The sequence below is a fragment of the Sinorhizobium sp. M4_45 genome (genome assembly GCF_002885915.1).
In the GTDB taxonomy this organism is placed as follows: domain Bacteria; phylum Pseudomonadota; class Alphaproteobacteria; order Rhizobiales; family Rhizobiaceae; genus Sinorhizobium; species Sinorhizobium meliloti_A.
This window is the reverse complement of record NZ_NWVE01000002.1, coordinates 131048-144639: the sequence shown is the minus strand read 5'-3', so window position 1 is coordinate 144639 and position 13592 is coordinate 131048. Positions and strand designations below refer to the sequence as shown.

The window sequence follows — 13592 nt, the reverse complement described above, 5'->3', positions numbered from 1 at the left end:
GACATGCTCGACAAGCACCAGGGCGCGCGCCTTGCCAATCTTTGGGACGAGGGCAAGGCGGCAGGAATGACCGAGCCGGAAAAGCTCCTCTACCGCTCGAACCTCCTCGGATCGGACAAGCGGATCACCAATTACGGCGGCGGCAATACCTCCGCCAAGGTCATGGAAAAAGACCCGCTGACCGGCGAAATGGTCGAGGTCCTCTGGGTCAAGGGCTCCGGCGGCGACGTCGGCACGATCAAGATGGACGGCTTCTCCACCCTCTACATGGACAAGCTCCGCGCGCTGAAGGGCATTTATCGCGGCGTCGAATTCGAAGACGAGATGGTCGGCTACCTGCCGCACTGCACTTTCAACCTCAACCCCCGCGCCGCCTCGATCGACACGCCGCTGCACGCCTATGTTCCGAAGCCGCATGTCGATCACATGCATCCGGATGCGATCATCGCCATCGCCGCCTCGAAGAACAGCAGGGAACTGACGAGCAGGATCTTCGGCGACGAGATCGGCTGGCTGCCGTGGAAACGGCCCGGCTACGAGCTCGGGCTCTGGCTTGAAAAGTTCTGCCAGGAAAACCCGGATGCGCGCGGCGTCGTGCTCGAAAGCCACGGCCTCTTCACCTGGGGCGACACGGCGAAGGAGGCCTACGAGACGACGATCGAGATCATCAACCGCGCCATCGCCTGGTTCGAGACCGAGAACACGGGTCCCGCCTTCGGCGGTCAGTCCAAACCGGTGCTCGCCGCCGCCGATCGCGCCGCGATCGCCAAGAAGCTGATGCCGGTGATCCGCGGTCTCATCAGCGCGGGGGAAAGCAAGGTCGGTCATTTCGACGACAGTCAGGCGGTGCTCGATTTCGTGACCTCGACCAGCCTCGAGCCGCTGGCGGCGCTTGGCACAAGCTGCCCCGACCACTTTCTTCGCACCAAGATCCGACCGCTGGTCGTCGATTTCGACCCGACGCAGCCGGATGCCGGAAAAACCCTTGCGGGCCTGCCCGAGGCGATCGCCACCTATCGCGCCGACTACGCAGCCTATTACGAGCGCTGCAAGCGCGCCGACAGCCCGGCCATGCGCGATCCGAATGCGGTCGTCTATCTGGTGCCCGGCGTCGGCATGATCACCTTCGCCAAGGACAAGGCGACGGCGCGCATCTCGGCCGAGTTTTACGTCAATGCGATCAATGTGATGCGCGGCGCGTCCGGCGTGTCGACCTATGTCGGGCTGCCGGAGCAGGAAGCTTTCGATATCGAATACTGGCTGCTCGAAGAAGCCAAGCTGCAGCGCATGCCGAAGCCGAAGAGCCTGGCCGGGCGCATCGCGCTCGTCACCGGAGGCGCCGGCGGCATCGGCAAGGCGACGGCCAACCGGCTGATGCAGGAGGGCGCCTGCGTGGTGCTTGCCGATATCGACGAGACGGCGCTCGAAGCGGCTCAGACCGAGCTTTCCACCCGCTACGGCAAGGACTTCGTCCGCTCCGTCAACATGAACGTCACGAGCGAGGCGGCCGTCGAATCGGGCTTCGGCGACGCGCTCCTCGCCTTCGGCGGCCTCGATATTCTCGTTTCCAATGCCGGCCTCGCCACTTCGGCGGCGGTGGAGGACACGACGCTGGCGCTCTGGAACAAGAACATGGACATTCTCACGACCGGCTACTTCCTGGTCTCGCGCGAGGCTTTCCGCATCTTCCGCAACCAGAAGGCCGGCGGCAATGTCGTTTTCGTCGCCTCCAAGAACGGGCTTGCGGCCTCGCCCGGGGCGTCGGCCTATTGCACGGCCAAGGCGGCCGAGATCCATCTCGCCCGCTGCCTGGCGCTCGAGGGAGCGTCGGCGCAGATCCGCGTGAACGTGGTCAATCCCGACGCGGTTCTGCGCGGCTCCAAGATCTGGACCGGCGAATGGAAGGAGCAGCGCGCAGCTGCCTACAAGATGGACGTCGACGAGCTGGAGGCGCATTACCGCGAACGCTCGATGCTGAAGCTCAGCGTCTTCCCGGAAGATATCGCCGAGGCGATCTACTTCCTGGCTTCCGACATGTCGGCGAAATCCACCGGCAATATCGTCAATGTCGACGCGGGCAATGCCCAGTCCTTCACCCGCTGACCGGGAGGCTCCGATGACCCTGATGATCAGCCCATCCGTCCTCGATTTAGAGAATGCAGGCCGCCGGGACGCTCTCACGCGCGACTACGAAAGCCTGGGCGAGCGGCTCGCCCGCCGCGGCATCGATATCGATGTGGTGAAGGCCAAGGTCGCGGCCTACGGCGTTGCCGTCCCCTCCTGGGGCGTCGGCACCGGCGGGACGCGCTTTGCCCGCTTCCCGGGCCCCGGCGAGCCGCGCAATATCTTCGACAAGCTTGAAGACTGCGCCGTCATCCAGCAATTGACGCGGGCGACGCCGGCCGTGTCGCTCCATATCCCCTGGGACAAGGTCTCCGATCTTGGGGCCTTGAAGGAGAAGGGCACGGCGCTCGGCTTGAGCTTCGACGCGATGAACTCGAACACCTTCTCGGACGCGCCCGGCCAGGCGCATTCCTACAAGTTCGGCTCCCTCTCCCACACCGATCCCGCGACACGACGCCAGGCGATCGAGCATAATCTCGAATGCGTCGAGATCGGCAAGGCGCTCGACTCCAAGGCACTGACCGTCTGGATCGGCGACGGCTCCAACTTCCCCGGCCAGAGCAATTTCACCCGGGCGTTCGAACGCTATCTCGACTCGATGAAGACGGTTTACGCGGCGCTTCCGGATGATTGGCGCATCTTCACCGAGCACAAGATGTTCGAACCGGCCTTCTATTCGACCGTCGTGCAGGATTGGGGCACGAACTACCTGATCGCACAGGAGCTCGGGCCCAAGGCCTTCTGCCTCGTCGACCTCGGGCACCACGCACCGAACGTCAACATCGAGATGATCGTCGCCCGGCTGATCCAGTTCAAGAAGCTCGGGGGCTTCCATTTCAACGATTCGAAATACGGCGACGACGATCTCGACACCGGATCGATCGACCCCTACCGCCTGTTCCTCGTTTTCAACGAGCTCGTCGATGCGGAGACACGCGCCGCGGACGGTTTCGATCCGGCCCATATGCTCGACCAGAGCCATAACGTGACGGATCCGATCGAAAGCCTGATGACGAGCGCCATGGAGGTCGGCCGTGCCTATGCCCAGGCGCTGATCGTCGATCGTAACGCACTTGCAGGCTATCAGGAGGAGAACGATGCGCTGATGGCATCAGAAACACTGAAGACTGCCTTCCGGACCGACGTCGAGCCCATCCTCGCCATGGCCCGTCTGGAAAATGGCGGCGCCATTGCGCCGGTTTCCGCCTACCGGGCAAGCGGCTACCGCGCCAGGGTGGCAGCCGAGCGTCCTGCAGTCGCCGGCGGCGGCGGCGGCATCGTCTGAACCGCGCCGGCAGCGACTTCTTCCTGCCAGAAGGGGAGAAAGTCGCGGCGGCGGCGAAGAAGGCATTCCCCGCCGTCAAAAATACGACGCGCGACTTCTATCGCATTCGAAAACATGGTTTATCCTCTCCTCAGATACAACGAGAGGGTGATTCATGGGCATTGAAAGCATTCTGGTATTCCTGATCGTCGGCGCGGTTGCAGGCTGGCTTGCCGGTTTGATCGTCAGCGGAGGCGGCTTCGGTCTGCTCGGGAATATCGTGATCGGCATCGTCGGCGCCTTCATCGCCGGCCTTCTCTTCCCGGCCATCGGGATCAGCATCGGCACCGGCATCTTTTCTGCCATTATTCACTCGACGATCGGGGCCGTGATCCTTTTGGTGCTGATTCGCGTCGTCAAACAGGCCTGATCCGCGTTACCCCCATACGGTCCGCGCCAAACGCGGACCGGCCATCGCAAGCCAACGAGCGGAGGCGAAAATGACCGAACTCTACGCGGAAAAGATCGAGGACGCGCTCAAGTCCTACATCGCGGACCACCCCGGTACCCTGACGCGCGAGCAGGCGATCTCCACCATCCTCGAAACCTGGTTCGCCAGCAACGGCTACCTGCCGTCGCAGCAGGAAGGGATGCGTCCCGAAGATCTCGATGCTTCGAACGACGACTGAATTGTGCCGCGCCTGAACGGCGGTTTTTAGCCCTGTGCCGCGTCGACGCAAATTTGATCCAAACTACAGATTGCCGAAATGAGCCTCGCTTCCGTCAAACAGTTCTTTTCCCGGCACGCACCGGACATCGACGTCATCGAGCTGGAGCAGAGCACCGCCACCGTGGCGCTCGCGGCAGAAGGCCATGGCGTCGAACCGGCGCAGATAGCCAAGACGCTCGCGCTCCGGGTCGGCGACGAAATCATCCTGATCGTCACGCGCGGCGATGCGCGCCTCGACAACAAGAAATACAAGGCGCGGTTTGGAACCAAGGCGCGCATGCTCGGCTTCGACGAGGTCGAGGCGGAAACGGGCCATCCGGTCGGCGGGGTCTGCCCCTTCGGGCTCCCCAAGCCCCACAGCATCTATTGTGACGAGTCTCTCAAGGCTTTCGACGTGGTCGTGCCCGCAGCTGGTGCGACCAACGCCGCCGTCCATATCAGCCCGGAGCGGATGGCCGAGCTGACCGGTGCGAAATGGATCGACGTCTCGGCGGTGTAGCGTCTACATGCCGCGGCACGCAGTGGTCTTGGGCAGCGGCCTTGGAATGGCCACATAGTTTAACTGAATGCTGATAACTCCCCCACCCCGCGAAGCAGGCCGATGAGTCGGAATGCACCGCGCTGTAGATCTGGAGCGGTACGGAGAATGAAATCACGCGCATGCGCCCTCGCCCTCGCCACATTGGCGGCATGCCCAACGCAAGCGATGGACCGGTCCCTCGTCCGGCAATTCGAGAAGCTCGATCCCCAGACGCGGCTGGAGCAGCGTTGCGATACGGAAGCGATGGAGCGGATCGGCGCCGACAAGAACCGGTTCAAACCGGACAAGGTCATCGCCTATACCTTCGCCGATCCCGTCATGAAAGGCGACAGGATGAAGGCGACGGGCGCGGTATTCCGAAGCAAGGGCGACTGGTACAAACTGGCATTCAGGTGCAAAACGGATTCCGAGCACCTTGAGGTGCTGTCCTTCGAATACAAGATCGGAGAACGTGTGCCGCGGGAGAACTGGGACCAGCTCTATCTTTATCCCTAGGAGAGCCGCACAGTCATCGGGATCTAGACGATCGCCATCAGGAACACCAGGGACCCGAGCGACAGTGCGGCGATGATGCTCATCAGCACTTTCATCATGTGTTCCGTCATTTCGTACATCCTACCCAGCTCCTCAGGAAGACGAATGCCGCACCTGCGCCGGATCGACGGGCCAGCCGGCCCGTGATCATCGGCGTCAAGAATTTTGTAAGAAATTGGTTAACAAATCACCTTCATTGGCGTGATCCGGCTTGCTCCGGCCCACGACCCGCATTGGCGAGCGATTACCGCAAGACCCCGCCTGACTTCGAACCGCCCTGCGACTGCCCGGCTCCCGGGCCGCCCTGCGACACGCCGCCGCCATGCGCGCTACCGGGATTTGTTCCGTCCGGACCGTTGCCGTAGCCATTGTTGCCCTTCGGGCCGCCACCGCCGCCGCCACCACCCGACTTGGCAATTGCATTCGATGTAAGGCTGGTCGAAAGCAGCATGGTGACGGCGGGGGGCGTCACCACCGCGAAGCGCCCACAATTCTTCAGAAATTCACGCCGGTCTTCGTCGCTGCGCGACGGCAGTCCGTTTGGCATTTCGGAACTCATGGACGCCTCCCCCTGTGCGTTGACTATTTCGCCGAATTTACAGTAAAATTGCGCTGGAAAATAGTGTTACATTTGGGTGCTTTCCGCCATATAGAATACTATATAATCAATTATAATTAGCCATAAATAGCTACAAACATTTATTTTGGTATACACTCAATAACGTTACAGGAAATCGGCACCCTTCAGTCATCAATATCTACTCTAGATCTTTCCCGGCGGTCTCGACCGAAAGATACGTCGGAGCTCGCGGATTTTCCGCTCGGCCTCCTGGCGCCGCGACGGGTATGACTCACCGCCGTACCGGTCCCAGGACGGGTAGTGGGCGATCTCGGTCAGGAGCGTGAAAACGGTGAAGGGGACGAAGAGATAATCCCTTCCAAGCTGGACGCGTCTGCGTTGCAATTGAAGCCGCGGCAGCTTCCCGGCGGACAAACCGGACGCCCCACCTATCCCGAACAGCATGTCGGCTGTCAGAATCTGCGTCTCGACCGCATGTCTTTCGTACCCCCTGGCGAAAAGCGACATCAGCTGCGCCCAGTCGACGCTGTCCGAGGTTGCGAGCTTCGACAGATCGAGAAGGTGCCGTAGATCGATCAGGCCGCGCCAGTAGTCGCCATCCTGGAACTGATCATGCAAGATCAGGAAGACGATCTGGGCAAAGGGCGACGGAATGCGAACGTCTCCCCCATCGAGGGCGATCCTGCGGCTGTGCCCATACAGCCATTCGATGTCGCTGAAGGAGGCCGGCCCTTTAGGCCGGCATTGAAGATCGATGCTCCCTGCATCCGTCGGCCGCTCCAGGACTGCGGGCAGATGGAATTTGGGGTTTCCCGGCCATGAGCCGCTGCCGGCGGCAAGGCGGATCTCGTAACCGATGTCCTGCAGTGCTGCAATCGATGAAGCCATGTCGGCGGGGCGGACGAGAATGTCGAGGTCGGTCAGCATCCGCGCGCCGATCTCGTCCGGCTTCTGTGCAACCAGGATTGCCGCACCCTTCATGAGGACCGGCTCCACGCCGATGCGGGCGAGGCATTGGACCGCCTCGGTCAGTTGCGCCAACAGTCTCCTGTTGCGCTCCGCGTTCCTGTCGTAAATCAGAGAGAGGTAGCGACGGACATCCTCGGGCACGTCAACCGCATATTTCCTCGCCGCGAGAGCGAGCGAGGATACCGTTAGGCTATCATTCGCAAGCGCGATGACGTGCTCCCAGTCCACGTCAGCCGGAGGGTTGCCGTTGAGGCAGGATGTGAGCGCGAGAAGGTTTCGGTAGCTACGTCCCGTCATGGTGCCTGCTCAGCATTTCTACGGCCTCGTCCAGCCGCATATAGGAAAGCTCGACGGCACTGGCGCCGCGAATGGCGTTCAGCAGGGCGTCGAACTGCGACAGATCGAGGCGCCGTGTCGGCGTAAAGGCGCCGAGAAAGAGTTCCGACAAAACCCGCGCCGGTTCGACCGCGGCAAGCTCCGTCCGGCCTTTGCGCCGGCGCAGCAGCACGATGGTGCCAAGCGGCACTGCATCGTCGGACGCAAAGGGGATCGACGCCAGGTAGCGGACATATCGATTGTCGAGGCGGCGATGAACCGGCGCCGCTTCGATCGTGCCGCGCATGCTTTCGAGGAGACCCCATGAGCCGCGCTTCAGAGCAGGGGCGAAGGGAACGCCCCGCAGCAGACCGTCCGGCGTCATCAGCGCGATATCGTCGCCGCCGCAGGCAAAGCCTGCTTCGAGGAGCGCGAGCGCGAGTGTCGACTTGCCCGCGCCCGGCGCGCCGCAAATCAGAAGCCCCTTCCCGTTCTTCACCAGGAGCGCGGCATGAAGCGCGACCTTGGTACCGAGGCTTGCAAGCACATCCTCCGTCAGCAACGCTTTCAGCGCCGGCACCGCTTCGTTGACCGCGACGATCATGCCGGGGGAACGGTTGCGGCTGACGCACACGCGCTTGCCGAACTTCGCCACCGCATAGGAGACCGACGGCTTCAGGCCCTCTGACGCCTGATGATCGAATACGGGCAGGATGAGATCGAGGAGGCCTCTATCGTGATATGCTATCGAGACGGCGGCTCCATGCAAATCCAGCACATGCGTGTGTATCGGCGCCCCGTCCTCGGCGTCGAAGGCAATCTCCAGCAGACCCTCGCGGGACATATAAAGAAGATAATCCCGCACCGATTTGCGCGCTTCGGCCCGGCCGGCGCCGCGTGCCACGAGATCGGCCTCCAGCCGGCGCTGCGACATGGGTTCGGCGAGAAGGCAGGTGAGATACGCGGTAAGGTCGTCAACCTCAAAAATCTGCTGCGACGCTTCGACGAAAATCGTCTTGCGCTGTCCGAGCAGAAAAAATCGTGCCCCGTCGGAGACGCGGAATTTCATTCCAACCCCCTCGCGCTGCCGCGTGCCTCGGCATGTTTTCGTATTTGTGGTCGAAAATTCGCAATCCCGCCAGCCCCGACGCGGCGTCCACGGCAGAGGATTCAATGGGATACTGCTAAAGATACATCGTTCGGCAGCGAAAATAAGCAGCTCGAGTTAAGGCCGCGGATGAGTGCCGTGGCCCGCTTGGAGGTGATGCTGGCACAATATCGGCGGCGACGAACACGATGGGGCTTACGGTGTCGCCTTCCTGCTGCACCCGGCGCGACTGCGATGGGCCAGACTGTGATGAGGTATTGCGCGCTGATGCGGCCGCGGAACGATGACGGCGAGGTCCCGGAGCCGCGAAACATTGACGAACTGCGTCAGTATCCGAGGTCGCCGAACAGCTCGCGGATGGTGCGGCCTTCGTTGTCGTTCCCGCCATCGTCGAGTCGTCGCCCGGTAAAGGCCAATATCTCGATGGAAGCCGGACACCTGGCGACACGCGGATTTTCAACTGGCCGAAAGATCCGCTAAGCTGGCGGTTTATAGGCCGCCTCTATGCGCATGTGCTGGAAATGCGTGAATTTTCGCGCCGGCTATATGCCTGCAGCTTTTCGTAACGCCTCATTCATCCGGCCCTGCCAGCCTTTGCCGCTTGCTCGAAACTTAGCAATCACATCTTCGTCCAACCGGAGGGTGATTTGCTTTTTCGGATGCTCCAGCGGTGGGCGCCCACGCGATCTGCGATGCTCTTCGATAGCTCTGAAAAACTCAGGCGGTAGCACCTCTTTTGCCGGGCGCATGTTGGCAAGCTCTTCGTCGGTCAACTCGGGAAAATCGACAGCGTCCCAGTCTTCTTTCGTGTAACCGTGACCTGGCTCAAACATTTTCAGCTTTTGGGTCTTGGTGGCCATGGAAGCCTCCTTCTTTCTCTGTCGCTAGCAGGACGAAAACCGATGATCGATATAGCTTCCGTTCCGAGTGTCGCGAAAATGACCGCTGCTGTCCCATCACGAAAATAACCGATAGCCTTCAAGCGCTTTCCGCCCGAAGCATCTGGCTTACTGTCCTCAATGATGGCACTCGCCCAATCGATGTCGCTTACATCGGCAAAATCGAAACCATGCTTTTCAAGGTTGGCTTGCCGTTTGGGCTCGTCCCATACAATTCTCATGAATTAATGTAACTACATTTATGATTGATATCAAGCCGCAAGTGCGCGGAAACACGGCTGCTGAGGCTGCTGAATAGCTTCACGTAACACTCGGATTAGTCCTGTGACGAAGCATCAGATTGAGGTGATTATGTCGGTCGAGCGGCGTCGGCGCTGGTCTCGGGAGGAGGAGCGGCTGGTCGCGGCGCTTGAGTCAGGCGCAAGCGTTTCGGAGATCGCGCACTCGGCGGGCGTTCATGTGAGCCAGCTCTTCCGCCGGCGCAAAGAGCGCTGCCAGAACCTCCGCGCTGTCCGTCCCGCAACCGGCGGCGCAAGAAGGCTCAAAGAGCTTTTAAAAACTCAATGATTTTAAGAGAAAAATGGTGCCCGGAGGCGGATTTGAACCACCGACACGCGGATTTTCAATCCGCTGCTCTACCAACTGAGCTATCCGGGCATCCTGCCTTGACGGCGGCAGTCTCCTTCGGGAAACCGCTGGGGCGTGTCGTTCGCCCCGGAAGCGAGCGGGGTTATAACATCTTGTTCGGCCGTGTCCAGCACCAAATGACTCTTTTTCGAAGGAATTTAGCTGGCTGCGGAAAGGTGGAGAAAGTCGAAGGAATTCAGAGAGATCGCCGGCGTCCGCGAATTCCCCGGGGCCCGCTCCGAAATAACCGATGTTCGGGTGGAGCGAAGAATTACCGTTCGTCGCCGTCGTCGGCCTTCGACTCGTCGTCGGCGACCGGGATCGCATAGGAACCGGACAGCCAGCGATTGAGATCGACGTTACGGCACCGCTCGGAACAGAAGGGATAATGCTCGCGCACGGACGGACGTCCGCACTCCGCGCAGGGACGCGTTGCGCGCAGGGGTTCTACGTTCGACCCGTTTTTCTTGCCTTCGCCGCGCATCCTCTCAGCCTTCCAGCCAACGATCGTGCACGTCGTACCCTTCGCCGACGAGGAGATTGACGGTCTCATAGAGCGGCAAGCCTACCACATTGGTGTAGGAGCCGACCAGCTTCACGACGAAACCTCCGGCAATTCCCTGGATACCATATCCGCCGGCCTTGCCGCGCCACTGGCCGGAAGCGAGATAGCTCTCGATGTCGAGCGTGGAAAGGCGCTTGAAGCGCACCTTGGTGTCGATCACCTTCTGGCGAAGCGTGCGGTCGGGCGTGACGAGGCAGATGCCCGTATAGACGCGGTGGCTGCGGCCCGACAGAAGATGCAATGCGCTCGACGCCTCGCTCACCAGTTCCGGCTTCGGCAGGATACGGCGGCCGACGCAAACGACGGTGTCGGCTGCGAGAATGTAGCTGCCGTCCCAGGCCGCGTCGCCGGTAATCGCAGAAAGCGCCGCCTTCGCCTTTTCAGCCGAGAGCCGCCGCGCAAGCGAGCGAGGGTGTTCCGAACGCTTCGGCGTTTCGTCCAGGTCCATCGGCATGAGGCGCGCGGGCTCGATTCCCGCCTGCGCCAGGAGCTCGACACGACGCGGCGATCCGGACGCCAGTATCAGTTTCTTGGTCACTGCCATCGATGCGAGCCGTTATTCCCGGAGTTTGCGCCATGCTCGTGCATGTCGCTGCCCAAAATCGCTCAGCACTTTTGGGCGACGTGCATTCGGCCGGGGCCTACTTGAAGCGGTAGGTGATGCGACCCTTCGTCAGGTCATAGGGCGTCATCTCGACGAGGACCTTGTCGCCGGCCAGAACGCGGATACGGTTCTTGCGCATGCGGCCCGCCGTGTGGGCGATGATCTCGTGCTCGTTTTCAAGCTTCACGCGAAACGTCGCGTTGGGAAGCAATTCGGTGACCACGCCCGGAAATTCTAGGACTTCTTCTTTCGCCATGCAGGACTGTTCTTTCTCGTGCTCAATAGCGGACGCAACAGGCATCCTCGAAAAGTTGCCGGAAACTACACAATCGCCGCGGCTTTGTGAACCGCTTTGATCAGGCTTTTTCGGGTACCCGATCCTCGCGCATCGAATTGCGGCGCGAGGATCGGAATCATGCCGCCGGAGGACTGCCTTTCTGGGGGCTTTCCACGGCGAGACGGCTTGCGATCAGCGTCGCCAGATGATCGCGCACCGCCCGGTAGGCGGCCACGATCTGCTCCCGTGTGCCGGTCGCAACGGTCGGGTCGGGTGTCGGCCAGTATACCACATCCACGGCCATGGATCGGGTCAATTCAAGGGCCATGTGGTGGGCTTCGGGCGCCAGCGTCACGATGAGGTCGAAGTAATCGTCTTCGAGCTCTTCGAGCGTGCGCGGCTGATGCCGGCCGATCGTCAGCCCGACCTCTTCGAGGACCACGTCTACGAAGGGATCCCGCTCGCCCTGCCGGACGCCGGCGGAGGCGACGTAGGTCCCCTTCGGAAGCGCCACGCGGGCGAGCGCCTCGGCCATCGGCGAACGGATGGCGTTCATGCCGCACATGAAAAGAACCGAGCGGGGCGCTTTCGATTGCGGCGTGACGGTCGCGATCATCTCCGCCTCCCCGTCAGCCGCGCCAGTACAGCACGCAGACGAGCGTGAAGAGCCGGCGCGCCGTATCGAAATCCAGCCTGATCTTGCCCGACAGCCGGTCCATCAGAGTCTGAGAACCCTCGTTGTGGATGCCGCGCCGCCCCATGTCGATCGCCTCGATCTGGCTCGGCGTCGCCGACCGGATCGCCTGGTAATAGCTTTCGCAGATCATGAAGTAGTCCTTCACGATACGGCGAAAGGGCGTGAGCGAGAGGATGTGGGTGGCGACCTCGGTACCGCCATCCGTCGAAATCCGGAAGACCAGCTTCGCGTCGACCAGCGACAGGTTGAGCCGATAGGGGCCGCCGGAATGCCCGACGGGTTCGAACAGGTTGTCTTCGAGCAGGTCGAAGATCGCAACCGCGCGCTCATGCTCCACATCCGGCGTCGAGCGGCCGATCGTCTCGTCCAGCACGACATCGCAGAGCCGCAGGTTGCGATCGGCCTTCATCCCTCTTCCCCGAGGTTGAGGCGGATGGCAACCGATCGGGCATGGGCCTCGAGGCCTTCCGATCTTGCCAGCGCGATCGCGGCGGGCCCGAGAATGCGTAACTGATCCGGGCCGAGCCGCAGGATCGAGGTTCGCTTCACATAGTCGAGCACGCCGAGGCCCGAGGAGAACCGCGCCGAACGCGCCGTCGGCAGCACGTGGTTGGAACCGCCCACATAGTCGCCGATGACTTCGGGCGTATGCCTGCCGATGAAGATCGCACCGGCATTGCGGATCGCGGGAACCATCGCGTCCGGATCGGCCGTCGCCAGTTCGAGATGCTCCGGGGCGATGCGGTTGGCGAGCGGCACGGCCTTGTCGAAATCCGGAACCAGGATCACGGCGCCGAAATCGCGCCAGCTGGCTGCCGCCGTGTCGGCGCGCGGCAGCGTCTTCAACTGACGCTCCACCGCCTTTTCGACCGCATCGCCGAAGGCCGCATCGTCGGTGATCAGGATCGCCTGCGCGCCGGCGTCGTGCTCGGCCTGGGCGAGCAGGTCCGCGGCGATCCAATCCGGATCGTTGTCGCGGTCCGCGATCACCAGCACTTCCGACGGCCCGGCGATCATGTCGATGCCGACCGTGCCGAAAACCTGCCGCTTGGCGGCCGCAACATAGGCATTCCCAGGGCCGACGATCTTCGCAACCGGTTCGATCGTCTCGGTGCCGTAGGCGAGCGCGGCCACGGCCTGCGCGCCGCCAATGCGGTAGATCTCCTCCACACCGGCAAGGCGGGCGGCTGCGAGCACCGCCGGGTTGATCGCCCCGCCGCTGGCCGGCACGACCATGACGATGCGCGGCACGCCTGCGACCTTGGCCGGCAGAGCGTTCATCAGAACCGAGCTCGGATAGCTCGCCGTGCCGCCGGGCACATAGAGACCGACTGCGTCGATCGGCGTCCAGCGCGAACCGAGGCCGACGCCCATCTGGTCTTCGTAAATGTCGTCCTTCGGCAATTGCCGCCGGTGATGCGCCTCGATGCGGGTCGCCGCGACTTTCAAAGCACCGAGCACTTCCGGAGCAACCGCGTGGATCGCCGCATCTATTTCCGCCGACGTCACCGCCATGCCCGTGACCGTGAAGTCGATCCCGTCAAAACGCGTGGAATAATCGGCGAGCGCCGCATCTCCGCGGGCGCGGACATCGTCGATGATGGTGCGCACGACGGCGTTGACGTCTTCGGAAACTTCCCGTTTCGTCGTGAGGAACGCGGCGAAATCGCGCTCGAAGCTCGTATCGAGATAGTTCAGCCTGATTGCCAATGCGATGATCCTTTTGGTGGTTGCCGGCGGGGACGCTCAAGCGGGAGT

18 protein-coding genes and 1 tRNA gene are annotated in these 13592 nt (G+C 62.0%); 7 read left to right on the top strand and 12 right to left on the bottom strand.

From position 1 onward, the window contains the following. Positions 1 to 3 precede the first annotated feature (3 nt). From CN933_RS06320 to CN933_RS06295, 6 genes are all read left to right on the top strand, one after another. The gene (locus tag CN933_RS06320; RefSeq protein ID WP_018094193.1) at positions 4 to 2103 is read left to right on the top strand and encodes a bifunctional rhamnulose-1-phosphate aldolase/short-chain dehydrogenase; all 2100 of its coding nucleotides are present in this window, start codon (positions 4 to 6) and stop codon (positions 2101 to 2103) included. Between the two features lie 13 nt (positions 2104 to 2116). Continuing rightward, on the top strand, positions 2117 to 3409 hold the full coding sequence (gene rhaI, locus CN933_RS06315; RefSeq protein ID WP_018094192.1) for an L-rhamnose catabolism isomerase: 1293 nt from the start codon (positions 2117 to 2119) through the stop codon (positions 3407 to 3409). A 154-nt stretch (positions 3410 to 3563) separates the two neighbouring features. Continuing rightward, on the top strand, positions 3564 to 3818 hold the full coding sequence (locus tag CN933_RS06310) for a GlsB/YeaQ/YmgE family stress response membrane protein (RefSeq protein ID WP_004435988.1): 255 nt from the start codon (positions 3564 to 3566) through the stop codon (positions 3816 to 3818). A gap of 70 nt (positions 3819 to 3888) precedes the next feature. Beyond that, positions 3889 to 4077, top strand: a complete 189-nt coding sequence (locus CN933_RS06305) for a hypothetical protein (protein ID WP_018094191.1) — start codon at positions 3889 to 3891, stop codon at positions 4075 to 4077. 78 nt (positions 4078 to 4155) lie between these two features. Beyond that, positions 4156 to 4617 (top strand): YbaK/EbsC family protein, encoded by a 462-nt coding sequence (locus tag CN933_RS06300; RefSeq protein WP_018094190.1) that lies wholly within the window; start codon positions 4156 to 4158, stop codon positions 4615 to 4617. A gap of 147 nt (positions 4618 to 4764) precedes the next feature. Further along, positions 4765 to 5154, top strand: a complete 390-nt coding sequence (locus tag CN933_RS06295) for a DUF930 domain-containing protein (protein ID WP_018094189.1) — start codon at positions 4765 to 4767, stop codon at positions 5152 to 5154. Positions 5155 to 5437: 283 nt separating this feature from the next. On the opposite strand, the gene CN933_RS06290 is transcribed toward CN933_RS06295, so the two are convergent. The 5 genes from CN933_RS06290 to CN933_RS06265 all read right to left on the bottom strand — a co-directional run bounded on the left by CN933_RS06290 (position 5438) and on the right by CN933_RS06265 (position 9285). Next, positions 5438 to 5752 (bottom strand): hypothetical protein, encoded by a 315-nt coding sequence (locus CN933_RS06290; protein WP_018094187.1) that lies wholly within the window; start codon positions 5750 to 5752, stop codon positions 5438 to 5440. Positions 5753 to 5956: 204 nt separating this feature from the next. After that, positions 5957 to 7039, bottom strand: a complete 1083-nt coding sequence (locus CN933_RS06285; protein WP_018094186.1) for a nucleotidyltransferase family protein — start codon at positions 7037 to 7039, stop codon at positions 5957 to 5959. Then, positions 7026 to 8126, bottom strand: a complete 1101-nt coding sequence (locus CN933_RS06280; protein WP_018094185.1) for an HPr kinase — start codon at positions 8124 to 8126, stop codon at positions 7026 to 7028. Before CN933_RS06280 ends, CN933_RS06285 begins: the two co-directional genes overlap by 14 nt. A gap of 581 nt (positions 8127 to 8707) precedes the next feature. Then, positions 8708 to 9025 carry a BrnA antitoxin family protein gene (locus CN933_RS06270; protein WP_018094184.1) on the bottom strand — a complete coding sequence of 106 codons (318 nt, stop codon included), beginning with the start codon at positions 9023 to 9025 and terminating at the stop codon, positions 8708 to 8710. Continuing rightward, positions 9001 to 9285 carry a BrnT family toxin gene (locus CN933_RS06265; RefSeq protein ID WP_018094183.1) on the bottom strand — a complete coding sequence of 95 codons (285 nt, stop codon included), beginning with the start codon at positions 9283 to 9285 and terminating at the stop codon, positions 9001 to 9003. The genes CN933_RS06270 and CN933_RS06265 overlap by 25 nt, the downstream gene beginning before the upstream one ends. Positions 9286 to 9388: 103 nt before the next feature. Here CN933_RS06265 and CN933_RS06260 point away from each other — a divergent pair, with 103 nt between their 5' ends. Then, on the top strand, positions 9389 to 9631 hold the full coding sequence (locus CN933_RS06260) for a transposase (protein ID WP_127710837.1): 243 nt from the start codon (positions 9389 to 9391) through the stop codon (positions 9629 to 9631). Positions 9632 to 9645: 14 nt separating this feature from the next. Here CN933_RS06260 and CN933_RS06255 read toward each other — a convergent pair. From CN933_RS06255 to hisD, 7 genes are all read right to left on the bottom strand, one after another. Then, positions 9646 to 9721 (bottom strand) — tRNA-Phe (locus CN933_RS06255). Positions 9722 to 9962: 241 nt separating this feature from the next. After that, positions 9963 to 10175 carry a DNA gyrase inhibitor YacG gene (gene yacG, locus CN933_RS06250; protein WP_018094182.1) on the bottom strand — a complete coding sequence of 71 codons (213 nt, stop codon included), beginning with the start codon at positions 10173 to 10175 and terminating at the stop codon, positions 9963 to 9965. A gap of 4 nt (positions 10176 to 10179) precedes the next feature. After that, positions 10180 to 10800 (bottom strand): Maf-like protein, encoded by a 621-nt coding sequence (locus tag CN933_RS06245; RefSeq protein WP_018094181.1) that lies wholly within the window; start codon positions 10798 to 10800, stop codon positions 10180 to 10182. 97 nt (positions 10801 to 10897) lie between these two features. Further along, positions 10898 to 11116 (bottom strand): translation initiation factor IF-1, encoded by a 219-nt coding sequence (infA, locus tag CN933_RS06240; protein ID WP_004435948.1) that lies wholly within the window; start codon positions 11114 to 11116, stop codon positions 10898 to 10900. A 157-nt stretch (positions 11117 to 11273) separates the two neighbouring features. Next, entirely contained in the window at positions 11274 to 11753 is a 480-nt protein-coding gene (locus tag CN933_RS06235; protein WP_018094179.1) for an arsenate-mycothiol transferase ArsC, read from the bottom strand. Between the two features lie 13 nt (positions 11754 to 11766). Next, on the bottom strand, positions 11767 to 12243 hold the full coding sequence (locus CN933_RS06230) for a UPF0262 family protein (RefSeq protein ID WP_018094178.1): 477 nt from the start codon (positions 12241 to 12243) through the stop codon (positions 11767 to 11769). After that, positions 12240 to 13544, bottom strand: a complete 1305-nt coding sequence (gene hisD, locus CN933_RS06225; RefSeq protein WP_018094177.1) for a histidinol dehydrogenase — start codon at positions 13542 to 13544, stop codon at positions 12240 to 12242. Before hisD ends, CN933_RS06230 begins: the two co-directional genes overlap by 4 nt. Positions 13545 to 13592: the final 48 nt, after the last annotated feature.